The 21,925-nt window shown below is 62.7% G+C and carries 20 protein-coding genes; 9 read left to right on the forward strand and 11 right to left on the reverse strand.

Annotation, left to right across the window (positions count from 1 at the left end; translation table 11 throughout):
- The first annotated feature begins 64 nt into the window (after positions 1 to 64).
- A complete protein-coding gene (gene araG / locus AC07VF_RS23630) occupies positions 65 to 1,594 on the forward strand; it encodes an L-arabinose ABC transporter ATP-binding protein AraG (protein WP_495009760.1) in 1,530 nt (509 codons plus the stop codon).
- Between the two features lie 45 nt (positions 1,595 to 1,639).
- Positions 1,640 to 2,605, forward strand: coding sequence for an L-arabinose ABC transporter permease AraH (araH, locus tag AC07VF_RS23635; RefSeq protein ID WP_166650464.1), 966 nt, complete (start codon positions 1,640 to 1,642; stop codon positions 2,603 to 2,605).
- 70 nt (positions 2,606 to 2,675) lie between these two features.
- On the opposite strand, the gene AC07VF_RS23640 is transcribed toward araH, so the two are convergent.
- The 5 genes from AC07VF_RS23640 to AC07VF_RS23660 all read right to left on the reverse strand — a co-directional run bounded on the left by AC07VF_RS23640 (position 2,676) and on the right by AC07VF_RS23660 (position 7,069).
- A complete protein-coding gene (locus tag AC07VF_RS23640; RefSeq protein ID WP_192172378.1) occupies positions 2,676 to 3,146 on the reverse strand; it encodes a helix-turn-helix domain-containing protein in 471 nt (156 codons plus the stop codon).
- A 318-nt stretch (positions 3,147 to 3,464) separates the two neighbouring features.
- Complete coding sequence (locus AC07VF_RS23645; protein WP_346627812.1) at positions 3,465 to 4,088, reverse strand: PqiC family protein; 624 nt, start codon at positions 4,086 to 4,088, stop codon at positions 3,465 to 3,467.
- Positions 4,085 to 5,761 (reverse strand): PqiB family protein, encoded by a 1,677-nt coding sequence (locus tag AC07VF_RS23650; protein ID WP_346628885.1) that lies wholly within the window; start codon positions 5,759 to 5,761, stop codon positions 4,085 to 4,087. Before AC07VF_RS23650 ends, AC07VF_RS23645 begins: the two co-directional genes overlap by 4 nt.
- Positions 5,751 to 6,368: a paraquat-inducible protein A gene (locus AC07VF_RS23655; RefSeq protein WP_192172381.1), complete on the reverse strand. Its 618-nt coding sequence runs from the start codon at positions 6,366 to 6,368 to the stop codon at positions 5,751 to 5,753. The genes AC07VF_RS23650 and AC07VF_RS23655 overlap by 11 nt, the downstream gene beginning before the upstream one ends.
- A complete protein-coding gene (locus tag AC07VF_RS23660; RefSeq protein WP_495009759.1) occupies positions 6,365 to 7,069 on the reverse strand; it encodes a paraquat-inducible protein A in 705 nt (234 codons plus the stop codon). The genes AC07VF_RS23655 and AC07VF_RS23660 overlap by 4 nt, the downstream gene beginning before the upstream one ends.
- Positions 7,070 to 7,397: 328 nt before the next feature.
- On the opposite strand from AC07VF_RS23660, the gene AC07VF_RS23665 reads away from it, so the two are divergent.
- A complete protein-coding gene (locus AC07VF_RS23665; protein ID WP_192172382.1) occupies positions 7,398 to 7,751 on the forward strand; it encodes an SPOR domain-containing protein in 354 nt (117 codons plus the stop codon).
- Between the two features lie 72 nt (positions 7,752 to 7,823).
- Here the strand turns inward: AC07VF_RS23665 and AC07VF_RS23670 are convergent, their stop codons facing one another.
- Positions 7,824 to 8,144: an ElaB/YgaM/YqjD family protein gene (locus AC07VF_RS23670; protein WP_192172383.1), complete on the reverse strand. Its 321-nt coding sequence runs from the start codon at positions 8,142 to 8,144 to the stop codon at positions 7,824 to 7,826.
- 201 nt (positions 8,145 to 8,345) lie between these two features.
- Between AC07VF_RS23670 and AC07VF_RS23675 the strand changes: the two genes are divergently transcribed.
- Positions 8,346 to 8,603, forward strand: coding sequence for a hypothetical protein (locus AC07VF_RS23675; protein WP_122534790.1), 258 nt, complete (start codon positions 8,346 to 8,348; stop codon positions 8,601 to 8,603).
- A 200-nt stretch (positions 8,604 to 8,803) separates the two neighbouring features.
- Here the strand turns inward: AC07VF_RS23675 and AC07VF_RS23680 are convergent, their stop codons facing one another.
- Genes AC07VF_RS23680 through AC07VF_RS23690 form a run of 3 tightly spaced genes read right to left on the reverse strand, consistent with a single transcriptional unit; the run spans position 8,804 to position 13,437 of the window.
- Positions 8,804 to 9,757, reverse strand: coding sequence for an aliphatic sulfonate ABC transporter substrate-binding protein (locus AC07VF_RS23680; RefSeq protein WP_495009758.1), 954 nt, complete (start codon positions 9,755 to 9,757; stop codon positions 8,804 to 8,806).
- Entirely contained in the window at positions 9,754 to 11,154 is a 1,401-nt protein-coding gene (locus AC07VF_RS23685) for an LLM class flavin-dependent oxidoreductase (RefSeq protein ID WP_346628888.1), read from the reverse strand. The genes AC07VF_RS23680 and AC07VF_RS23685 overlap by 4 nt, the downstream gene beginning before the upstream one ends.
- 45 nt (positions 11,155 to 11,199) lie before the next feature.
- Positions 11,200 to 13,437, reverse strand: a complete 2,238-nt coding sequence (locus AC07VF_RS23690) for a TonB-dependent receptor (protein ID WP_495009757.1) — start codon at positions 13,435 to 13,437, stop codon at positions 11,200 to 11,202.
- 218 nt (positions 13,438 to 13,655) lie between these two features.
- On the opposite strand from AC07VF_RS23690, the gene AC07VF_RS23695 reads away from it, so the two are divergent.
- On the forward strand, positions 13,656 to 14,702 hold the full coding sequence (locus AC07VF_RS23695; protein WP_495009756.1) for a LacI family DNA-binding transcriptional regulator: 1,047 nt from the start codon (positions 13,656 to 13,658) through the stop codon (positions 14,700 to 14,702).
- A gap of 21 nt (positions 14,703 to 14,723) precedes the next feature.
- Here the strand turns inward: AC07VF_RS23695 and AC07VF_RS23700 are convergent, their stop codons facing one another.
- Both AC07VF_RS23700 and AC07VF_RS23705 read right to left on the reverse strand, forming a co-directional pair.
- On the reverse strand, positions 14,724 to 15,206 hold the full coding sequence (locus AC07VF_RS23700; protein WP_495009755.1) for an LEA/WHy family protein: 483 nt from the start codon (positions 15,204 to 15,206) through the stop codon (positions 14,724 to 14,726).
- A 42-nt stretch (positions 15,207 to 15,248) separates the two neighbouring features.
- Positions 15,249 to 16,766, reverse strand: coding sequence for a nucleobase:cation symporter-2 family protein (locus AC07VF_RS23705; RefSeq protein WP_495009754.1), 1,518 nt, complete (start codon positions 16,764 to 16,766; stop codon positions 15,249 to 15,251).
- Positions 16,767 to 17,164: 398 nt separating this feature from the next.
- Between AC07VF_RS23705 and AC07VF_RS23710 the strand changes: the two genes are divergently transcribed.
- The 4 genes from AC07VF_RS23710 (at position 17,165) to AC07VF_RS23725 (ending at position 21,921) form a co-directional block, all read left to right on the forward strand.
- Positions 17,165 to 17,464, forward strand: a complete 300-nt coding sequence (locus AC07VF_RS23710) for an ArsR/SmtB family transcription factor (RefSeq protein WP_192172389.1) — start codon at positions 17,165 to 17,167, stop codon at positions 17,462 to 17,464.
- 401 nt (positions 17,465 to 17,865) lie between these two features.
- Positions 17,866 to 19,299 carry an NAD-dependent succinate-semialdehyde dehydrogenase gene (locus tag AC07VF_RS23715; RefSeq protein ID WP_495009753.1) on the forward strand — a complete coding sequence of 478 codons (1,434 nt, stop codon included), beginning with the start codon at positions 17,866 to 17,868 and terminating at the stop codon, positions 19,297 to 19,299.
- A gap of 435 nt (positions 19,300 to 19,734) precedes the next feature.
- Positions 19,735 to 21,204 carry an MFS transporter gene (locus AC07VF_RS23720; RefSeq protein WP_495009752.1) on the forward strand — a complete coding sequence of 490 codons (1,470 nt, stop codon included), beginning with the start codon at positions 19,735 to 19,737 and terminating at the stop codon, positions 21,202 to 21,204.
- Positions 21,205 to 21,333: 129 nt separating this feature from the next.
- Positions 21,334 to 21,921: a LysE family translocator gene (locus AC07VF_RS23725; protein ID WP_282373347.1), complete on the forward strand. Its 588-nt coding sequence runs from the start codon at positions 21,334 to 21,336 to the stop codon at positions 21,919 to 21,921.
- Positions 21,922 to 21,925: the final 4 nt, after the last annotated feature.

Genomic DNA, 21,925 nt, shown 5'->3' on the forward strand with positions numbered 1-21,925 from the left:
ATCAGGCGGATATCTGCGAGGCCCCGTCCCACCCGGCAAGGGTGAGGCGGGGTGGAGGTGGTTCATGCAACAGGCATCGGTTCAGCAACAGGTTCAGCACGGCGGCAGCCTGCGTTTCAACGGGATCGGTAAAACCTTCCCCGGTGTGAAGGCGCTGTCGGACATCAATTTCGAAGCTCGGCCAGGCAGCGTTCATGCGCTGATGGGCGAGAACGGCGCAGGTAAATCGACGCTGCTGAAGATTCTCGGCGGCTCGTACCAGCCCAACAGTGGCGATCTGCAGATCGGCGATCAGCATCTGGCGTTCAAATCCACCGCAGACAGCATCGCGGCCGGCGTCGCGGTGATTCACCAGGAACTGCACCTGGTTCCGGAAATGTCGGTGGCGGAAAACCTGCTGCTCGGTCACATGCCCAATCGCTGGGGCATGATCAACCGTCGGGCCATGGTCCGTCGCGCGCGGGAGCTGCTCAAAGGCCTGGCCGACGAGATCGACCCGAACACGCGCCTGGGTGATCTCTCTCTGGGGCAGCGGCAACTGGTGGAAATCGCCAAGGCCATGTCGCGCAATGCCCACGTCATCGCCTTCGACGAGCCCACCAGCAGCCTGTCGGCGCGGGAGATCGATCGGCTGATGGCGATCATTACCCGGCTGCGGGACGAAGGTCGGGTCATTCTCTATGTCTCTCACCGCATGGAAGAAATCTTCCGCGTCTGTGACTCCGTGACCGTGTTCAAGGACGGCCGCTTCGTCCGCACCTTCGAGGACATGGCCGATCTGGACCATGACCGCCTCGTCACCTGCATGGTCGGGCGCGACATCCAGGACATCTACAACTACCGCACGCGCCAGCATCAGGGACCGAGCCTGCGAGTGACCGGCCTGATGGGCCCGGGCCTGCAGGAGCCCGCCAGTTTTGCGGTGGAGAAGGGCGAGATCCTCGGCTTCTTTGGCCTGGTCGGTGCCGGTCGAACGGAGATGTTTCGCATGCTCTCGGGGCTGACGCGCAGTCAGGCCGGAACCTTGCAGCTTGAAGGCAAGCCGCTGAACCTGCGTTCGCCTAGGGACGCCATCGACGCGGGCATTCTGTTGTGCCCGGAAGACCGCAAGAAAGAAGGCATCGTGCCGCTGTCCAGCGTCGCCGAAAACATCAACATCGGCGCGCGGCCTCGGCACGTCAGCCTGGGTTGCCTGATCCAGGGGCGCTGGGAGCGTGACAACGCGCGGCATCAGATCAAGTCGATGAACGTCAAGACGCCTTCGCCTGAGCAGCAGATGCTGTTTCTGTCAGGTGGCAATCAGCAGAAGGCGATTCTGGGGCGCTGGCTGTCGATGCCCATGAAGGTCCTGCTGCTGGACGAGCCCACCCGCGGCATCGACATCGGCGCGAAATCCGAGATCTATCAGATCATCCACAACCTCGCCGCTGATGGCATCGCGGTCATCGTGGTGTCCAGCGACCTGATGGAGGTCATGGGGATTTCCGATCGGATTCTGGTCATGAGTGAAGGCGCCATCACCGGCGAGCTGTCCCGCGAAGAGGCTAATGAACAGCGTCTTCTGCAACTGGCATTGCCGCGTACGCGCGGTTGAACCTGGCTATGAACACTGGCTATGAAAAATAAGAACGAGGTGCGTATGTCTACCGAATCCAGCCTGACGGCTCCCCGCCAAGGCATGAACCTGCGTCGATTCGTCGACGACTGGGCCATGCTCATGGCCGCCCTGGGCATTTTTGTGCTCTGTGCGCTGCTGATCGACAACTTCATGTCACCACTGAACATGCGCGGCCTGGGCCTGGCGATTTCCACGGTCGGCATCGCCGCCTGCACCATGCTCTACTGCCTGGCCTCCGGGCATTTCGACCTGTCGGTCGGTTCGGTGCTGGCATGCTCTGGCGTCATTGCCGGGATCGTCATTCGCGACACCGACAGCGTTTTTCTGGGTGTATCGGCGGCGCTGGCCATGGGCTTGCTGGTCGGGCTGATCAACGGCATCGTCATCGCCAAGCTGCGCATCAACGCGCTGATTACCACGCTGGCGACCATGCAGATCGTCCGGGGCCTGGCCTACATCTTCTCCAACGGTAAAGCGGTGGGCGTTGGCGACGAGGCCTTCTTCGTGTTCGGCAACGGTCAGCTGTTCGGCGTGCCGGTGCCGATCCTGATCACGATCGTGTGCTTTGTATTCTTCGGCTGGCTGCTGAATTACACCACCTACGGCCGCAACACGCTGGCCATCGGTGGCAACCAGGAAGCGGCGTTGCTGGCAGGCGTCCACGTTGACCGAACCAAGATCATCATCTTCGCAGTCCACGGCTTGATTGGTGCGTTGGCCGGTGTGGTGCTGGCCTCGCGCATGACCTCGGGTCAGCCCATGATCGGTCAGGGCTTCGAGCTGACGGTGATTTCCGCGTGCGTACTGGGCGGGGTGTCCCTGAGCGGCGGCATCGGCATGATTCGCCATGTCATCGCCGGGGTGTTGATTCTGGCAATCATCGAGAACGCCATGAACCTGAAGAATATCGACACGTTTTACCAGTATGTGATTCGCGGCACGATCCTGTTGCTCGCGGTGATCATCGACCGGTTGAAGCGTCGCTGATTCGAAGTCCTCAGTCGTTCGCTGTGTGGGGAGGCGTCCCCCACACAGCCTCATCTCCTGCGAAGCCGCCCTATACCAGCTTCGAGGTCTCGAAGATCAACTTCATCGTGGCCTGGGCCAGCGACTGCGCTTCAACCCGGATCGTCTCCAGCTGCACCTTTGCCTCGCTGAACCGGGCGTCGTGGTTGCGCACTTCGATGAGTTGCGTCAGCTGCAGCGATGCCTCAATGAGTCCGTATAAATTACGGTGCAGCTGATGGGTGACTTTGGTCAGATGGGGATAGACATCCGGCCTTTCCTCAGGATCGATCACCAGTGATCTGTTTACTGCGTCCGGCGATGCTCTGTTGCCACTCATGACGTAGTTCAGGTCGACACCGGCCTCGGCGATGCGTAGCAGATAATCGGCTTTCGGCGACCGGGTGCCATTCTCGTAATTGCCCTGCGCGTTGGTCTCGACGCCTCCGATTGCGCCCAATGCGCTCTGTGACAGCTTCAGTCTGTTGCGTTCCTGCCTGAGTCTCAGGCCAATGCCTTTCATGTGCTCAACTCCATTTGACGATCCCTGACATTAAGCTGCTGGTTGCGACTTCCTGGATCGACTCGACAGGAGCATGAGCAGATCAACGCAAACGGGTGCAGCTTAGGCGGTTTTATCTATTCACCCCGAACAATACTGCCATCCGGTGGGAAAGAGGATCCAAACATACCGGCTTGTAGGAGTTTTCTCAAACGGTTGTATGATAACTATCCGAATGAAGATTTTTTGATGTCACTTGCGGGCGTTTTTGAATAGTGTCCTGAGAAAAGGGCGGGTCGGCGAACGGCCGGGGGGCTTGGAGCCCCGGCTTTTTCGATGTCAGGACGGGCAGCGGGCGTCGGATTGGCGCGCCCATTGTGTGGCGGTGCGGGCGATGGTATCGGCCAACGTCGAGACAGCCTTCTGGTGCGCGACCACCAGACTTTCCATGCCGGTGCCCGCCGGTTGCCGAATGACGCTGCTGCAGGTGAGGGTCTGCCGCTTGCTACCCGGACCGGCACCGCTGCCGCGCAGGCTCAGGTTCCAGACCACGTCGATCAGTGCGTATTGGTCCAGTACCGACTCAAAGCGACGTACGTCAGTGCGAACCGACAGCACTGGCTGGTCACTTTGTTTAGGCAAGCCCGCCAGGTCTCGGGACCCGAAGCGGCGTTCGAGCTGGCCGGTCAACGCGTCATGGAACTCATCGCCCAACGGCGCGCCCCAGCGCTCATTCTCCAGAATCGCCAGACTGCCGTTGCCCTGGCGGATGACCAGCGGCGGCTGATCGACCTGCACCGCCATGAGCACCGCCTGCATTTCAAACTGGAACGGCGCCGGACTTGCATTCGCCGGAGCCTGGGTCGCGGGCGCGATCAACGTGTAGTAATGGGTTGGCGTGGAAGCACAGGCTGTCACCCCCAGCACGCAGGCCAGGGCAAGAAGAGAGTTACGCAAGGTCATTGAGCAGGCTCCGGAGCGATTTCGCGGGAAGAGGAAGATCCTTTGTACGAGCCGGGCGCCGCATCGCCGGTGCGACCGCGAATCAGCGATTCGGGATGGCGGCTGAGGAAGTCGGTCAACACGCGAACCGAGCGCGCCGTGCGCTGGACTTCGTCCATGGCCTGACCCAGTTGCTGACGTGCTGGCGAGTCATCCGACAGCGCTTCGTTGGCCGTGCCCAGGGTTTTCTGCGCTTGCTGCAAGGCTCCGCGCATCTGAGGCAAGACGTCGCTGTTGACCTGCTTCATGGTTTTCTGAAGTTCGATCAGGCTGCCGTTGAGGTTCTTCGCCAGGTCGTCGAGGGGGATTTTGCCGAGCTTGTCGACGAACGCCTGCAATTGCTCCTGCAGTTTGTCGAAGCTGCCGGGCACGGTCGGGATTTCCAGTGGCCGTGCCTTGGCGTTGTAGGCAACCTTCGCCGCTTTCGGATCGAAATCCATCGCGACGTAAAGCTGGCCGGTCAGCAGGTTGCCGGTGCGCACTTGCGCCCGCAGCCCGCGCTCAACGAACTGGCCGAGGATCCTGGAGGTCTGTTCTTCGTCATCGCCACCGCCGGCCTGCTGCTTCAGCTTGTCATTGGCTGCGCCCAGACGTTGCGGATAGATCACCGCGCCAACGATGCCGGGGAACGTGCCCGTCGCCGGGTCGTAGTCGAGGTCCACCGACACGACGCGGCCCACGTTGACGCCGAGGAAGTCCACCGGCGCATTGACCACCAGGCCGCGCAGCGACTGGTTGAAGCGCATGCGGATGTATTTGGGTTCGCCATCGGGCGGCGCCAGTGCAGTGGCTTGGTCTTCGAACAGTTTGAATTCGGCGTTGCCGTTTGCTGGTTTGGCGTCCGGGCTGTATTTGGGTTCGCGGAAGGCGATACCGCCGGAGAGGATCGAGGCCATGGACTGGGTCGACACTTTCAGGCCCGAAGCACCGAGGGTGACGTCTACCCCGCTGGCGTTCCAGAAGCGTGAATCGTCGAGGACGAATTGATCGTTTGGCGCGCCGACGAAGATTTCGACGTCCACGCCCTTGCCGTCCTTCGCCAGTTCGTAGGCCACCACCTGACCCACCTGAATGCGGCGGAAGTACACCGGCGAGCCGATGTCCAGAGAGCCAAGGTCGTCGGTGTGCAGAATGAAGCGCTTGCCTTTCTCGCCGAAGGTCACGGCCGGCGGGGTTTCCAGACCGGTGAAGTCTTTTTTGGTTTCTTCCGAGCTGCCGGCGTCAGCGCCGATGAAAGCACCCGACAACAGGGTGTCGACGCCGGTGACGCCGTGGGCGCCGATGCGCGGACGCACCACCCAGTACTGCGTGTCGGCGCGGGTGAAGGGCGCGGCCGACTGGTTCAGGTCGATGCTCGCCAGCACGTGGGTGCGGTCATCGCTGAGTTCGATGTCGGTGACCATGCCGATGACCACGTTCTTGTACTTGACCTGGGTTTTCTTGGCTTCCAGACCCTCGGCCGTGAGGAAGCTCACCACCACTTTGGGGCCGACGTTGAGGAAGTCATGAACCACCATCGACAGGCCGATCAGGGCTGCGACGATCGGCACCAGCCAGACCAGCGAAACGCGCACCTTGCGGGCCTTGACCTGCGGTCGGGTCGGCGGGGAGGGGGGTAGGGTGTTATCGGACATCTTCAACCTCTGCGTCCCAGATTAGCCGGGGATCGAACGTCATGGCGGCAAGCATGGTCATCACCACCACCAAACCAAAAAACAGAATGCCAAGGCGCGGCTCGATGGTGCTGAGCCCGCGAAACTGCACCAGCGCTGCCACCAGCGCCACCACCAGCACATCGAGCATGGACCAGTAGCCGATCAGTTCAATGAAGCGGAACAACCGCGAACGCTCGCGCATCGCCCAAGTGCTGCGGCGCTGGCACGTGATCAGTAACAGCCCCAGCACCAGAAACTTGATGCAGGGCACGACCACACTGGCGATGAAAATCAGAATGGCGATGTCCCACGAGCCGCCTTCGGCGAACTCGATGACCCCGCTCATGATGGTGTTCTCGCTGCTGCTGCCGAGCATGGTCGTGTACATCACCGGCAACAGGTTGGCCGGGAGGTAGAAGATCAGCCCCGCAATCAGAAAGGCCCAGGTCCGCGTCAGGCTGTTGGGCTTGCGCCGATGCACCGGTGAATCGCAGCGCGGGCATTCATGGGCGTCTTCCGGGCAGACGTAACTGCAGATGTGACACAGGGTGACGTTGTACTCGCGGGCGTAGGGAATGCCGTTCATTCAGGTCCGACTCCCAATTCGTCCCACAGACGGCGGATGTCTTTGCCAGCGATCAGTACGATCAGCACCATCAGCATCGCCATGGCCCAGAGGCCGACGCCCGCGTGCACGTCCAGCATGCCCGCCAGTTTGACGATGGCCACCAGAATCCCCAGCAGGCACACCTCCAGCATGCTCCAGGGGCGCAGGTGTTCGAGGGTGCGCATGCACATCTTGAAGCCGGGGGCGATCTCGCCGCGATGGGCGTGGGCCAGCACCCAGAACAGCAAGGCAATCTGCAGCGCTGGCGCGAGAATGATGGCCAGTCCCGCGACCAGCGCGATCAGTGTGATCTGCCCCTGGGCCAGCGCCTGAACCGATCCCCACAGCGTCACCTCGTTGTGCAGGCCCTGCATGCTGATGCTGATGACCGGGAATACGTTGGCGAAGATGAACAGGACGCAGGCGGCGATGGTCAGGGCGAGCAGTTGCTCGACGGTCATCCGGTGACTGCGGCGAAGAATCGCGGCGCAGCGCAGGCAGTAGGCAGCCTCGCCTTTGTTCAGGGGCAGGGCCTCATAGACCGAGTCGCAATGCTCACAGATGATCCACTGATCGGCGCGGGTCTGCGCCTCGGCGATCGCTGGAGCGGGCGGCTGTCCGAATGCATGAGCCTGGCGGTGAGGGGTGTCAGTCATCGGCGCGGGCGTCGCGGGAGTCATGGGTGTGTTCACGATAGATCGGCTTTCGTGGATTGCGCGCCTGGGTGGCGGGCTGGCAACGATACACTGTCGGCGAAGCGCAGGCTCGCATTAGCTGAAGTGAACGCCATGAAGGGTACGCCTGGGAAATGACTTGAGAGATTGACCACAGTGCCATCATCGGGTTCGGTTATTTGTGGAGCGGGCAGCAAACTTTTCAGGGCTTTGTGAGCGGGGAGGCTTGAATGCGGGTCCACTGCTGCAGCCCGGCGGTGTAGCGTCGGGCCGTTACAACTCCCGCCTGTCTGCGGTGATAGACTCCCGCCACTTCAAACGAGGAGCGACAGACGTGCGCAAGATGGCAATGATGGTGGCGGTGTTGATGCTGGCGGGTTGTGATGGTGGCAAGCCGGCGACGCCCGCCCAGGTTCCGAGCACTGATTCGACCGCGGAAGCACCGACGCCGGCTTCGCAGCAATGGACCATTCGTGTCCATTTGAAAGAAGCGCTGAGCGACATGACCTACTGGCTGGTCGAGCACCATTACCCGTCTTACGTGGTGAAGGTCGATGGCAGGGAAGTGGTGATGATCGGACCGTTCGAGTCTCAGGCGGATGCCGAGAAGGCCAAGACAGAGATCGATGCCGCGATGGTCAAGGGCCATCGCCTGTCACAGCTGGAAGTGATCGCGCCGAGGTCTTGAGGGTTTGAAGCCGGTGGCATCACGCGATGCCCCGGCCAAATTCAATCTTGCTACCAGGTCAGGCGTCGTTAATCAACGACGGCCCAGCAACAGACCCACTACCAGACCAAAGCCTGCCGAGACTGCCACGGTCTGCCATGGGTGGCCGCCGATGTAGTTTTCGGTGGCATCAACGGCTGGTTTGGCGCGTTCGCGCACGCTGCCCACGGATTCCAGCGCCTGCTTGAGTTTCTGGCTCAGTTGCGCACGCACGGTATCGGCTTCTTCGCCGACCAGGGAGGCGCTGTCTTTGAGCAGTTTGTCGGACTCTTCAATGAGGGCGGCCAGTTCGCTGAACGCTTGATCCTTGATCTGTTCGACAGCGGCGTTTTGGGCAGCAGTTTTACGAGCCATGGCAAATTTCCTTTCAGTGGTTATGGCAGTGTGCAATGGAGTTTTGAGCGCCTGAAAAGTTGCAGCGCTTTTCCCCCAGCCGGCAAAAAGTACGCGTAATGGGGTCGGGATTCACGGTCGGCGGGTGTAAGATGCTGACGTTTTTCGAGCCCGTCACCGGCTCCGTTTATGCGTTTCGTTTTGACCACCGAGGTACATACCATGAGCTACAACCTGGCCAATAAAACCCTTCCGGAACGTGCCGCGATCGAGGACGAAAAGTCCCGCCTGTTCGATCTGTGGCAGAGCAATCTGGGCAAGGCCAAAGGTGACGCCGCCCGGCTGATGGGCGAACGGGCCAAGCGCAAGGGCAAATGGTCGGAGTGGGTGCGCGGTGAGCTCGACGCCATGTCGCCGCCGGAGTACGCCAACATGGTGCGCGCCGAGGTCAATCGACTGGTGGCAGCGGCGCGGGGGTAGGTTTCGGTTTAGCCCGTCGGACGCCTTCCCGGCTGAAGCCGGTCCTGCCATGCGCGGTTTAGTGGGACCGGCTTCAGCCGGGAATAGGTCAGTCCTGGCGACATCATTTTTGCAGAGCTCTGCGGTGTTGCGCCTGACCCCTTCCCGGCTAAAGCCGGTCCCACTAAAACCGTAAAGCCGGTCCCACTGACAGCGTACGGCTACGGCCTGGCCGCCGCGCTCACGTCAATGCGTTTGGGCAGCAAATGGTTTTCGAAGAACAGATCGGCCGTCTGCTGCTGCGCCGCAATGATCTGCGGGGTGATCGGCAGGATCGGTGAGGCAGGGCGGTTGTCCATGTAACGGGCAATCACCGCCTGGGGCAGCCCCATCGACCGCGTCAGCACGTCCAGGCTCAGCTGCCGCTGGCTGCGGGTCAGCGCTTCGGCATTCGTAAGCTGTTCAAGCAATGCGTTGATGAACGCCCCGTGCCCACTGGCGTACGAACGTCTGGCCGTGTAGATCGGCCCGGACAGTCCCAGGTCGGTGCCGTCCCCCAAGAGCCGGGCGCGGCCGCCGCTCAATGCCAGCGACGAAAACGGTTCCCAGATCGCCCAGGCATCGACGCTGCCTTGCTCGAATGCCGCGCGGGCATCGGCCGGGCTGAGGTAGACCGGCTGAATGTCCGTGTATTTCAACCCGGCATGGTTCAGGGCGCGGAGGATCAGGTTGTGCGAGCTGGAGCCTTTCTGGAACGCCACCTTTTTGCCCTTCAACTCCGCCACCTGATGCAGCGGGCTGTCGGCCGAGACCAGCAGGGTTTCCGCCTGCGGCTTGGCGGGCTCGGCGCCGATGTAGAGCAGATCGGCCCCGGCGGCCTGGGCGAACAGCGGCGGAATGTCGCCGGTGGAGCCCACGTCCAACGCACCGATATTCAACGCCTCCAGCATCTGCGGCCCGGCCGGGAATTCGATCCACTGCACGTGGGTATTCGGGAAGCGCTTCTCCAGCAGCCCCTGTTCCTTGGCCAGCACCAACGCAATCGAGCCCTTCTGGTACCCGATGCGCAACTCGGCCGGGTCGGATGAATCGGCGGCGGCCGCGACGTTCGCGCAGGCCAGGTTGATCCCGATCACAGCCAGCAAAGCGCTGCCCAATGTGCGCAATGTCTTCATCCTTTCAAACCCTCTTGGTTTCTGTGTGCAGGGCGATGGCCTGGCGGCGCGCTGAAGCGGTTGGCCGGACGCGGCAAACCCAGGTGCTCGCGCAAGGTGCTGCCGGTGTAGTCCTGTCGGAACAAGCCGCGCCGCTGCAGCTCCGGAATCACCTTGTGCGCGACGTCTTCCAGCCCGCCCGGCAGGTGCGGCACCAGCACGTTGAAGCCGTCGGCCGCGCCCTGCTCGAACCATATCTGCCACTGATCGGCGATCTGACTCGGGGTGCCGACCACACTGAAGTGGCCTCGACCGCCGGCGATTTTTCGTCCTAGCTGGGCCAGGGTCAGGTTCTCGTCCTGCGCCAGTTGCGAGAGCAGGGCCTGGCGGCTTTGCTGGCCGCTCCGGGTCAATGGCAGCGCGGGCAAGGGTTCGTCCAGCGGGTAACCCGAGAGGTCGAAATTGCCCAGCATTCTTCCCAGTAACGCGACACCCACGCGGGGCTCAACCAGTGCCTGGAATGCCTCGAATTTGTCCCGGGCCTGGGCCTCGCTGTCACCGACGACTACGAACATGCCGGGCATGATCTTGAGCGTGTCGGGGTCTCGGCCGAACCCGACGGCCCGAGACTTCAGGTCTTGATAGAACGCCTGGGCAGCGGCCAGCGAAGGCTGAGCGGTGAATACCACTTCGGCAGTCTGCGCCGCCAGCGTGCGACCGGCCTCCGACGAGCCGGCCTGAACCACCACCGGCTGACCCTGGGGCGAGCGGGCCACATTGAGCGGGCCTTTGACCTTGAAGTGCTCACCCTGATGATCCAGCACGTGGAGGCCGTCAGGGCGGTAATACGCGCCACTGGCCTTGTCCCGCACGAAAGCGTCGTCGTCCCAGCTGTCCCACAATCCGGTCACCACCTGATGAAACTCCCGGGCGCGGCTGTAGCGCTCGGCGTGGTCGATGTGCTCGTCGCGGCCGAAATTCAGGGCTTCGGCGGCGGCATCCGACGTCACCAGGTTCCAGCCCGCACGGCCTCCGGACAGGTGATCCAGGGAGGCGAATTTACGGGCGATGTGAAAGGGCTCGTTGTAGCTGGTGGTGGCGGTGACGATCAGGCCGATGCGCTCGGTGACCGCACTCAACGCCGAAACCAGCGTCAGGGGTTCGAAGTGGTCCGAACGCGCCATGGAGCTGGCGGCGTCTCCCGTCGCGGCCGCCACGCTGTCGGCGATGAACAGCGTGTCAAACTTCGCTGCTTCGGCCACCTGCGCCAGGTGTTTGTAGTGCTTGAAGTCAAGGCCCGCGTTGGCCGGCACGTCCGGGTGGCGCCACGCCGCAACGTGGTGACCGGTGGCCATCAGGAACGCGCCCAGTTTCATCTGCCGGGGCTCAGTGTGTGTGTGGCGGGATTCAGTGCTCATTGCCGATGCCTTTCATGCAGTGTCCTTGTGACGGTTCGCCCATGTTCAGAAATCCTTGCGCACTTGCACGCCGAAGTAGCGCTCGTCGTCCCGTGGCACGGCGCGGTAGATGTAGCCCGTGCCGCTGGCAAGCAGGGGGGAATAGGATCTGTCGGTGAGGTTTTTCGCCAGCACCGCGACGCGCCAGCCATTGCTGTAATCGGCCACGGCTGCGCTGGCGTTCCACAGGCCGTAGGCGCCCTGTTTGGTGTCCGGGTTCTGGCTGATGTCGTACTGCACTTCGCTCTGCCAGCTGTAGTCAGTGCCCAGTTCGATGTCCAGCCCGTTGTCCAGCGGGATGGTGTAATCGGCGCGTACGTAACTTTTCCAGTCCGGCGCGTAGGGCAGCGTCTTGCCGTTCACGTCACAGGACGCCGCGGCGCCCGTCGGGCAGCTGAACTGGTCGATGCGCGCCTTGGTGTAGGCGATGGCGCCGGAGAACTTCAGGTTGCGTGTGGCCTGCAAGGCGTAGTCGGCCTCGACCCCTTCGGTGCTGACGCTGCCGGCGTTGATCAGCCGGGTCACCACCTGGCCCGCGACGCTGTCGAAGAAGTTCGCCTGATAGTTGCTGTACTCGCTGTGGAACACCGCGACGTTGGTGGTCAGGCGGTGGTTCCAGGTGGTGGCCTTGATGCCCAGCTCCCAGTTGTTGGAGGTCTCGGGTTTGAGGGCGCCGGTGTCCCGGGGCTGCATGTTGAAGAACACGTTGTAAGCCGGGCCTTTGTAGCCGCGCGAGTAGGTGAGGTAAGCCATGACCGAATCGCTCAGGTCATATTGCACGCCCAGCCGCCCGGACCAGCCGTCTTCGTCCACCGAACCGGAGCTGCTGGTGCCGGGCTGAATGCCGCTGACCGTAGTAGCGGACGTCGACACGCGGCGGTGATCGTATTCCAGGTCGTCGTGGGTCCAGCGCAGACCGGCGATGCCGCGAAACGCCGGGGTGAAATTCAGCGTGCTTTCGCCGAACACCGCGTAGCTGTCGCTGGTGGTGCTGTAGTCGGCGACGCCGGTGTTGGTCGCGGTGGGCGTGATCAGCGTGCGGCGGTAGGTTTCGTCGTCCTTGCCGTGCATGTAATACAGGCCGCCGACGTACTCGAGGAACTGCCCTTCCGGCGAGGCCAGTCGCAGCTCCTGGGAGTACTGATTGAAATCCAGATCGCCCTTGTCTTCGGTGCCGGGGAAGGCGGCGCTGACGTTGGCCAGTCGGTCGCCATCCTGCCACTGGGTGTTGTTCCAGCCGCGCCAGGCGGTGATCGAGGTCAGCGTGTAATCGCCCAGGTTCCAGTCCAGTTGCGCCGACAAGCCTTTGTTGATGTCGTCGACATGGCTGCGGTAGTCACTGACCAGATCGCGGTTGTCGTTGCTGGCGCGCACCGGCGACAGCGCGTTGGCGAAGGCAGGTGTCAGCGCTTGGCTGATGACCCCGTTGGGAGTGTCGTCATGGGACTGCATGTAGTCGCCGATGACCGTCAGTTTGACGTCTTCGTTGGGGGTGAACTCCAGCTTGCCGCGCGCGCCTTTGTGGTTGTAGCCGTTGACCTCCTGCCCGTTGGCCTTGTTGTGCACGTTGCCGTCGTAGGTGCCGAACAGGGTCGTGACCGAGGCTTTCAGCGTATCGGGAATCAGGCTGCCGCCAATGCCGAAACGGGTGCGGCTTTCATTGCCGCTGTAGTACGACTGATCGATGTAGCCGTGGGTCTCTGCGGTGGGCGCCTTGCTGACGATGTTCAGCACACCGGCCGAGGCGTTCTTGCCGAACAGCGTGCCTTGGGGGCCACGCAGGACTTCGATGCGTTCCAGGTCCAGCAGGTCCAGGGTCGCTTGGCCGGGCCGCGCATAGACCACGCCGTCCACCACCGTCGCGACAGTCGGCTCGACGCCCGGGGACGTGGAAATGGTGCCGACGCCGCGCATGAACAATGAGGTGTCCTTGTTCGACGCACCGGTGCGGAAATTCAGCGCAGGCACTTGCTGCGCGATGCTGGCGACGCCGTTGCGGTTGTCACGCTCCAGCTGTTCGCCGTCCAGTACCGTGACGGCGACCGGGACCTGCTGCAGCGGTTCTTCCCGGCGGGTGGCGGTGACCGTGACCGCCTGGAGGGTGGCGGTTTCGGGTGCTTGCTCCGCCATTGGCGACGCTGTGGACACGTCCGCGGCGAAGGCCGGCAGCGCACACAGCGCTAATGCCGTGGCAATGGCCTGACTAAGGTGACTCGGTGAATAGAACGCCCCGGTTTGTCGCATGATCGTTGCTCGCTGATGAATGCCTGTCGGAAGGTGGCTCTGCGGCCACTGGTGTGCTGCGCGGCAGAAAGGTGGGCGTTCGCTCAAGCGAGTAGCTGATACTGTCAGTTAGCGCTAACATCGCCAGTATCGGTAATCGGTGGATAGACCGTCCAATACTGAAAAATCTGCTTTAAATAATCTCTGGTTATAAACAGGCTTTTGCCAGGAGCGGCGTTTTGACGGACACAGGGGATCCCCCACGCAAGCGGCGCGGTGCCGGGCGCGTCACTCAGGACGCGGTGGCTCGCCACGTCGGCGTGTCGACGATGACCGTGTCGCGCTATTTCAATCAGCCGGATCAGGTGTCCGACGAGCATCGTCAGCGTATCGCGGCCGCCGTTGCCGAACTGGGTTACGTGCCCAATCTGGTCGCCGGAGGGCTGGCGTCGGCCAAGGGCAGGATCGTGGCGATGGTGGTACCGAACATCTCCGGGCCGATTTTTGCGGACACCATTCAGGGCTTCAGCGACACCCTGGCCCGGCACGGCTATCAGTTACTGCTGGCGTCGAGCTACTTCTCCACCGAGCAGGAAGAGCGGGCGATCCGCGCGTTTCTCGGCTGGTCACCCGCTGCGCTGGTGGTCACCAGCCACTTCCACAGTGAGGCCACGGAGAAGATGCTCGCGGCGACGGACATTCCGATGATCGAAACCTGGGACTACCAGCCCGACCGCGCGCCGATCCAGATCGGCTTTTCCCACCACGAGGTCGGGGTCACTGGCGCGCGTTATCTGCTTCAACGTGGCTATCAGCGAATTGCGTTCGTGCTCAACAGTGCGGCGGGGGACTTCAGCGCTCAGGAGCGTTGCGCCGGGTATGTGCTGGCGCTGGGGGAGGCCGGGGTCAGCCCGCAGATTTTCACCCCGGCGGGCGATCTCGCGCCGTTCGAAGCCGGCAAGCAGGCGCTCACCGAACTGATGCAGCGGGCCACGCCTCCCGATGCGATCTTCTTCGCCAACGACAACCTGGCCGCCGGCGGCTTGCTCGCGGCCCAGCGTGCAGGGGTAAGCATTCCAGGTGATTGCGCGATGCTGGGTTTCGGCGATTACCCCTTCGCCGAAATGCTCATGCCCAGCCTCAGCACGATCAAGCCGCCGGCGCTTCAGATCGGCGTGCTCGCTGCCGAGCGGGTGCTGCAACGGCTGGGTGTGATTGTCACGGAGGAGGTCTTTCAGCGGTTGAATCTGCTGGAGTGCCGGTTGATCGGTCGGGAAAGCACCTAGCGACGTTCTACCAAGCCGCCATCACCAAGTGCCGCTGGCCGGTTTCGGCAGGCTCAGCGTGCCGCTGTCCTCGAAGCGCATCGTGCCGAACAGTCCGCCGGCCAATTTGCCGTGCAATTCGTAGGGAAGGTTGTCCAGCCGTTGCTGATCGGCAAGGCCCACCGCCTGGCGCAGGGCGGCAAAGGCTGACACGGTGACCGGCACCGTCAACACGCCTTCGGAGAACCGCCCAATCGTGCCTTTCTGGTCGCTCACGCCAGAGGCCAGCAAGCGGCCGTTGACGTCCAGATTCAGCGCCACACCGTCGTACTGGATGTCGGTGTCGTTGGGGTTTTGCAGGCGCAGCTTCACGGCGAAGCGGATTTCCAGATCCTGGCCGGGCAGGGGATCGATGCCCACTACGTTGATGTTCAGCGGATCGCGGCTGGGAAACAGCGCGCAGGCGCTGAGTGCGAGCACCAGGGTCAGGCCGGCGAGGAGGGTGCGGATCGGGCGTAGCGGCATCGGTGACTCCCATGGCAGGCCGTTGGGGCGCAACACGCCCCTTCAAACGTCCTGACGATTCAAGTGTGCGACCCCGCGCGCCGGGAGAGGTTCTGCGTCAGGTCCCGCGGCAGGGCTAGGGGGCGGATCCTGCAGCACCTTAAGCGTGGCAGCTTCCGGGTCGAATTCGGTGAGCTCCGGCTCCTGGTATTCCTCCGGTAGAAAGATGTTGAGGATGATCGCGCAGAACGCGCCGACGGTGATGGGCGATTCGAAAATGTTGTGCAGCGCCTTGGGCAGCTCGCGCAAGACCTCCGGCACGGCCGCGACGCCCAGGCCCATGCCCAGGGAAATCGCCACGATCAGCATATTGCGCCGATGCAGACCGGCCTCCGAGAGAATCTTGATGCCAGCCACCGCGACCGTGCCGAACATGATCAGCGTCGCGCCGCCCAGCACCGGCTTCGGCATCAGTTGCAGCACCGCGCCGATGATCGGGAACAGGCCCAGCAGCACCAGAATCCCGGCGATGAAAAACGCCACGTAGCGGCTGGCCACGCCGGTCAGCTGAATCACCCCGTTGTTCTGCGCGAACGTCACCATGGGCAGGCTGTTGAAGGTCGCGGCCAGCGCCGAATTCAGCCCGTCCGCCAGCAGCCCCGACTTGATCCGGCGGATGTACACCGGCCCGCTCACCGGCTGCTGAGAGATCATCGAGTTGGCGGTGAGGTCCCCGGCGGCCTCCAGCGGCGACACCAGAAAGATCACCGCGATGGGAATGAACGCCAGCAGATCGAAGGAAAACCCGTATTTGAAGGGCACCGGCAGGCTCATCACCGGGACATGGGGCATCTGCGCGAAATCCACCCGGCCCATGAACCAGGCGACGGCGAAGCCCAGGGTCAGGCCGATGATGATTGCGCTCAGGCGCAGTAACGGAATATTGAACCGGTTGAGCACCACGATGGTGATCAGCACCAGGCCGGCCAGGCCCATGTTCGCCGCCGAACCCAGGTCGCTGGCGCCGAAGCCGCCGGCCATGTCGGTCATGGCCACTTTCAACAGCGACAGGCCCATCAGGGTAATGATCGTGCCGGTGACCACCGGGGTGATCAGCTTGCGCAATTTGCCGATGAACTGGCTGAGGGCGACTTCGACGAACGCCGCGCAGAAGCACACGCCGAAGATCGTCGAGAGGATTTCGTCGGTGCCGCCGCCGCGACTCTTGACCAGAAACCCGGCGCTCAGGATCACGCTGAGGAAGGAAAAGCTGGTGCCCTGCAGGCACAGCAGCCCCGAGCCGATCGGGCCGATGCGTTTGGCCTGAACGAAGGTGCCCAGCCCGGACACGAACAACGCCATGCTGATCAGGTACGGCACTTCACTGTCCAGCCCGAGCACGCTGCCGACGATGAGGGTGGGAGTGATGATGCCGACGAAACTGGCGAGCACGTGCTGTAACGCCGCAAAGACCGCGGCGGTGAAATGCGGCCGGTCATGCAGGCCGTAGATGAGGTCTGTTCTGGACGAGACTGAAGCAGAAGCCGAGCGGGTCGGGGCGCTGTTGCGGGGTGCGGTCATGGTTAGCCTGCCATTTTGTTTTTATGGGGTCATGGGCTTTGCGGATGACAAATCTCCGACCGGTGCGGACATCTTGTCTTGCCGGTCAGGATTGCCGACTGTACAACATGTCCACATGCATAAATACAGTTTGGTAGGAGATTGTGTACAAAGTTCAAGGTGAGGCATGGCAGTCGGCCGAGGTAAAAAGGGCGCGCAGGATGCCAGAAAACATTGACCAGGTCAGCGATCGATGTCGGGTGGTTCCGGGTAATGCTCACGGCGCTGAACCATCTTTTGCCGGAAGCCTCCATACTGTTGACCGCCAGTGTCGACCGCCATCAATGGTGACCGTCATCAGCCTGTCGAGTTTGTTCCGCAGTATCTCTGGACAAGGAGGTTTTTACTGAGGCGTCACAATGATTAACAGCACGGCACAGCAGTTCCCGTTGAGTGACTCGCAGTTCGCACTGATCGCCCGGGCGCTGGCTGACAGCCGCCGCTTTCGGATTCTGGTTCAGATCGGCGACAGTGAACAGGCGCTTCCATGCGCCGAAGTGCTGAAGGTCCATCCCGTCAGCGCCGCGACCGTTTCCCATCACACCAAAGAGCTCGAGCGCGCCGGCCTCATCGCCACCCTGCGCGAAGGCAAATACGCCAGCTTCATGATCCAGCGCGAGGTCCTGCACGCCTACGCTCGGCAGTTGATGCTGATCTAACACGCCCCGCGTCGTCTGCAGGACGCGGAGCGTCCGGGGCGGTGTTACCACGCGGAGCGTGGGAACCATCAACATCTATGGTGAACAAACCGGCCCCTTCCCGGCTAAAGCCGGTCCCACTAAATGCATTGCATGCATCCAGCAAGATTGGCGTCGACTGTAGGACCGGCTTTAGCCGGGAAGCCCTTGATCTGCTTTTGATCTTGATCTTCATACACAAGAGGCTCAGTCACCGCCAATCGCGAGTTTCATGTTCAGCGCCATTGAAAACGGCCTCGTCAGCCCCTATCTCTGAGGATGTCCCGCAACCGATCCAATCCGATCGCGAGCGGCGCGCATCCGGCAGGTTCAGCGCGCCTTTCTTCCCTCCGCCTCCCCGCGAGGCGCATCTGGAGTTCCCCATGTACCCAGACGTTCAGCTCTACATCGATGGTCAATGGCGTGCCAGCTCAGACGGCCGCACCCTCGATGTCATCAACCCCGCCGACGGCGAAACCCTCGGCACCGTGGCCCACGCCAACATCGCTGATCTGGACCAGGCGCTGGCAGCGGCCGAACGCGGCTTTGAAACGTGGCGCAGCACCCCGGCCTACGACCGCTACAAAATCATGCAAAAGGCTGCCAACCTGCTGCGCGACCGCGTCGATCACATCGCCAACATCATGACCCAGGAACAGGGCAAGCCCTTGGCCGAGGCGCGCATGGAAACCCTGTCCGCCGCCGACATCATTGACTGGCTCGCCGAAGAAGGCCGCCGCGCCTACGGCCGTCTGGTGCCATCGCGCAACGTCTCGGTCGAGCAGAAAGTCATCAAGGAACCGGTCGGCCCCGTGGCGGCGTTCACGCCGTGGAACTTCCCGATCAACCAAGTGGTGCGCAAGCTGTCGTCGGCGCTGGCGGCCGGCTGCTCGATCATCGTCAAGGCCCCGGAAGAAACCCCGGCGTCGCCTGCCGAACTGGTCCGTGCGTTCGTCGATGCCGGCGTTCCGGCCGGCGTCATCGGCCTGGTATACGGCGACCCTGCGCAGATATCCAGCTACCTGATCGCGCACCCGACCATCAAGAAAGTCACTTTCACCGGCTCGACCCCGGTGGGCAAGCAACTGGCAGCGCTGGCCGGTCAGCACATGAAGCGCGCGACCATGGAGCTCGGCGGGCACGCCCCGGCGCTGGTGTTCGACGACGCAGACATCGACCTGGCCGCGCGCACGCTGGCCGGCGCCAAGTTCCGCAACGCCGGGCAGGTCTGCGTGTCACCTACACGTATTCTCGTCCAGCGCGGCGTGTTCAATGAATTCGTCGAGAAGTTCGTCGGCCACACCCACGAGCTGAAAGTCGGCAACGGCCTGGAGCAGGGCGTGACCATGGGCCCGGTGGCCAACGAGCGACGCATCCCGGCGTTGAACGCGTTGATCAAGGACGCCAGCGACAAGGGCGCCAAGGTCCACGTCGGCGGCAAGGCCATCGAAGGATCGGGTTACTTCTTCCAGCCCACGGTCCTCAGCGGCCTGACCACCGAAATGCGCATCATGAACGAAGAACCGTTCGGCCCAGTGGCGCTGCTGGTGCCGTTCGACACGGTCGAGGATGCCGTCAAGGAATCCAACCGCGTGCCGTTTGGCCTGGCGTCGTACGCCTTTACCTCGTCGATGAAAACCACCCACATCCTCAGCACCCGCATCGAAGCCGGCATGCTGTCGATCAACCACCAGGGCATCGGCCTGGTGGAAGTGCCGTTCGGCGGCATCAAGGATTCCGGCTACGGGTCCGAGGGCGGCACCGAAGCGATCGAGGCCTACCTGAACACCAAGCTGGTGACGGTGTTCAACGTTTAACCCACGCAGCCCCGTTGAAAAAAGAAACCCACCGTTTGGTGGGTTTTTTTTAGGTTGTCGCGGGTGCCGCGGGTGACTGCTTTTAGTTGTTGATCGTGCCCACGCTCTGCGTGGGCACGCGCCCTATGACGCTCCGCGTCATTTCGCTGGACGCGGAGCGTCCTGAGCGGTGTTACCACGCGGAGCGTGGGAACAATCAGGCTTGGGAAAATGACTGAGACCGCGAGTCGGATCCGCGATCCTGTGGGAGCGAGCTTGCTCGCGAAGGCTTGCTCTTACTCACTGAAGACAGTGGCTGACTGTTCCGGCCTCTTCCTGAGCAAGCTCAGTCCCACAGGTTCAGCGGCTGACACAGATCCCGTCACCCCCGCTGAACTCCCACGCACCCCGCGAACTCTGAACCCACAGATCACTTCCGATCCACGGGGACGACTCATGGCGATCAGCAGCGTGCAGGCAGTAGCGGCAGACCCCAAAGGCGCAGTGTTTGAAACGGACCTGCCGGCCCGGCTCGATCGTCTGCCGTGGGGCCGGTTTCATACGTTGCTGGTCTTTGCGCTGGGCATCACCTGGCTGCTCGACGGTCTGGAAGTGACCCTGGCGGGCTCGGTGTCCGGGGCGCTGAAAGACAGCCCGGTCCTGCACCTGACCAACGCCGACATCGGCCTGGCCGGCGGCGCCTATATCTGCGGCGCGGTGCTGGGGGCGTTGTTTTTTGGCTGGCTGACCGACCGGCTCGGCCGGCGCAAACTGTTCTTCATCACCCTCGCGCTGTACATCACCGCGACCGCCGCCACGGCGTTTTCCTTCAGCGTCTGGAGTTTCCTGCTGTTCCGGTTCCTTACCGGGATGGGGATCGGCGGCGAGTACACGGCGATCAATTCGACCATCCAGGAATTCACGCCCGCACGGTTTCGCGGCTGGGTCGATCTGACCATCAACGGCACCTTCTGGATCGGCGCGGCCTTGGGCGCGGTCGGCTCCATCGTGCTCCTGGACGCCGCCTGGGTCGGCGCGGACATGGGTTGGCGCCTGTGTTTCGGCATCGGCGCGGTGCTCGGTCTGATCATTCTGCTGATGCGCCTGTGGCTGCCAGAAAGTCCGCGCTGGTTGCTGATTCACGGCCAGGGTGAAGAGGCGAGGGTGATCGTGGAAGGCATCGAAGAGCGCCTGCGCCGGCAGGGCCACGACCTCTCCGCGCCAACAGGCCCGCCCTTGCGTCTGCATGCGCGGGACCACACGCCGCTGAAAGAGATTTTCCACACGCTGTTCAACACCTACCGCCGCCGCGCGCTGGTGGGCCTGACGTTGCTGACCGCCCAGGCGTTTTTCTACAACGCGATTTTCTTTACCTACGCCCTGGTGCTGACCGAGTTCTATCAGGTGCCGTCGGCGTCGATCGGGTGGTACGTGCTGCCCCTGGCGCTGGGCAACTTCTGCGGACCCTTGCTGCTGGGCCGGCTGTTCGATGTGGTGGGGCGACGGGTGATGATCAGCCTGACCTACGCCGTGTCCGGGGTCCTGCTGACTCTCAGCGGCTATCTGTTTCAGCAGGGCGTTCTGGATGTCACGCAGCAGGCCATCGCCTGGATGATCATTTTCTTTTTCGCGTCGGCAGCGGCCAGTTCGGCCTATCTGACCGTCGCCGAAACCTTCCCGCTGGAGATCCGTGCACTGGCGATTGCGGTGTTCTATGCATTCGGCACGGCGCTGGGTGGCATCGTCGGCCCGACGCTGTTCGGCCAGTTGATCGACACCCATGAGCGCGGCCCGGTGTTTTTCGGCTACCTGATCGGTGCCGCGTTGATGTTGCTGGCTGCCGTGGTGCAGGCGATATGGGGCGTGGCATCGGAAGGCAAATCCCTGGAAGAAGTGGCGAGGCCCTTGTCCCAGGCCCACGACTGACCCAAGCCCACGACTGAGCCCTGAACACTGAACCAGGCACACCGTCGGCGATTGGTCAGTTTTGTTCAATCGCCGGCTCCTGCGCCTTTCGTACACTCACCCCACAGTCAATGAAGGGTGACACGTGCAATGAATCTGATGATTTCCATGGCGGCGTTCGCACTGGCCGCGTCCATATCGCCGGGGCCGGTGAACGTTGTGGCGCTCAGTTCGGGCGCGCAGTTCGGTCTGGTCGCGAGCCTGCGCCATGTGCTCGGCGCGACGGTAGGCTTTGTCGTCCTGCTGATGTTCACCGGCTTCGGCCTGCACGAAGTGCTGCAGCGCTACCCGATGCTGACCGAGATCATTCGCTGGGCCGGGGTGGCGTTTCTGCTCTATCTGGCGTGGAAACTGGCCATGGACGACGGCCGCCTTAATGTTGCCAAACCGACCCGCGAGCCGTCCTTTCTGCACGGCGCAGCGATGCAGTGGCTGAACCCGAAAGCCTGGCTGGCGGCGGTGGCGGGGATGGGCGCGTTTGTGGCCGATGGCGAGGCGCGACTGATCGGTCTGTTTGCGTTGATCTACTTCGTCGTGTGCTACCTGTCGGTGGCGTGCTGGGCCTACGCCGGTGCTTTTCTCGGCCCTTACTTGCGCAGCCCTCGGCGCATCCGCGTGTTCAACCGCAGCATGGCGGCGCTGCTGGCAGGCTGCGCGGTGTCGCTGTTTTACGTCTGAGCCC

Source organism: Pseudomonas sp. GW821-FHT02H06, from assembly GCF_059421525.1.

Bases quoted from the DNA above. Each gene is read 5' to 3' on its own strand.
- AC07VF_RS23705 (WP_495009754.1), bottom strand. From the start codon at position 16,766: ATGACCGCACCCCGCAACAGCGCCCCGACCCGCTCGGCTTCTGCTTCA.
- AC07VF_RS23725 (WP_282373347.1), top strand. From the start codon at position 21,334: ATGAATCTGATGATTTCCATGGCGGCGTTCGCACTGGCCGCGTCCATA.
- AC07VF_RS23715 (WP_495009753.1), top strand. From the start codon at position 17,866: ATGTACCCAGACGTTCAGCTCTACATCGATGGTCAATGGCGTGCCAGC.
- AC07VF_RS23720 (WP_495009752.1), top strand. From the start codon at position 19,735: ATGGCGATCAGCAGCGTGCAGGCAGTAGCGGCAGACCCCAAAGGCGCA.
- AC07VF_RS23685 (WP_346628888.1), bottom strand. From the start codon at position 11,154: ATGAGCACTGAATCCCGCCACACACACACTGAGCCCCGGCAGATGAAA.
- AC07VF_RS23670 (WP_192172383.1), bottom strand. From the start codon at position 8,144: ATGGCTCGTAAAACTGCTGCCCAAAACGCCGCTGTCGAACAGATCAAG.
- AC07VF_RS23675 (WP_122534790.1), top strand. From the start codon at position 8,346: ATGAGCTACAACCTGGCCAATAAAACCCTTCCGGAACGTGCCGCGATC.
- AC07VF_RS23645 (WP_346627812.1), bottom strand. From the start codon at position 4,088: ATGACCTTGCGTAACTCTCTTCTTGCCCTGGCCTGCGTGCTGGGGGTG.
- AC07VF_RS23655 (WP_192172381.1), bottom strand. From the start codon at position 6,368: ATGAACGGCATTCCCTACGCCCGCGAGTACAACGTCACCCTGTGTCAC.
- AC07VF_RS23710 (WP_192172389.1), top strand. From the start codon at position 17,165: ATGATTAACAGCACGGCACAGCAGTTCCCGTTGAGTGACTCGCAGTTC.
- AC07VF_RS23640 (WP_192172378.1), bottom strand. From the start codon at position 3,146: ATGAAAGGCATTGGCCTGAGACTCAGGCAGGAACGCAACAGACTGAAG.
- AC07VF_RS23650 (WP_346628885.1), bottom strand. From the start codon at position 5,761: ATGTCCGATAACACCCTACCCCCCTCCCCGCCGACCCGACCGCAGGTC.
- AC07VF_RS23680 (WP_495009758.1), bottom strand. From the start codon at position 9,757: ATGAAGACATTGCGCACATTGGGCAGCGCTTTGCTGGCTGTGATCGGG.
- araG (WP_495009760.1), top strand. From the start codon at position 65: ATGCAACAGGCATCGGTTCAGCAACAGGTTCAGCACGGCGGCAGCCTG.
- AC07VF_RS23700 (WP_495009755.1), bottom strand. From the start codon at position 15,206: ATGCCGCTACGCCCGATCCGCACCCTCCTCGCCGGCCTGACCCTGGTG.
- AC07VF_RS23690 (WP_495009757.1), bottom strand. From the start codon at position 13,437: ATGCGACAAACCGGGGCGTTCTATTCACCGAGTCACCTTAGTCAGGCC.
- AC07VF_RS23660 (WP_495009759.1), bottom strand. From the start codon at position 7,069: ATGACTCCCGCGACGCCCGCGCCGATGACTGACACCCCTCACCGCCAG.
- araH (WP_166650464.1), top strand. From the start codon at position 1,640: ATGTCTACCGAATCCAGCCTGACGGCTCCCCGCCAAGGCATGAACCTG.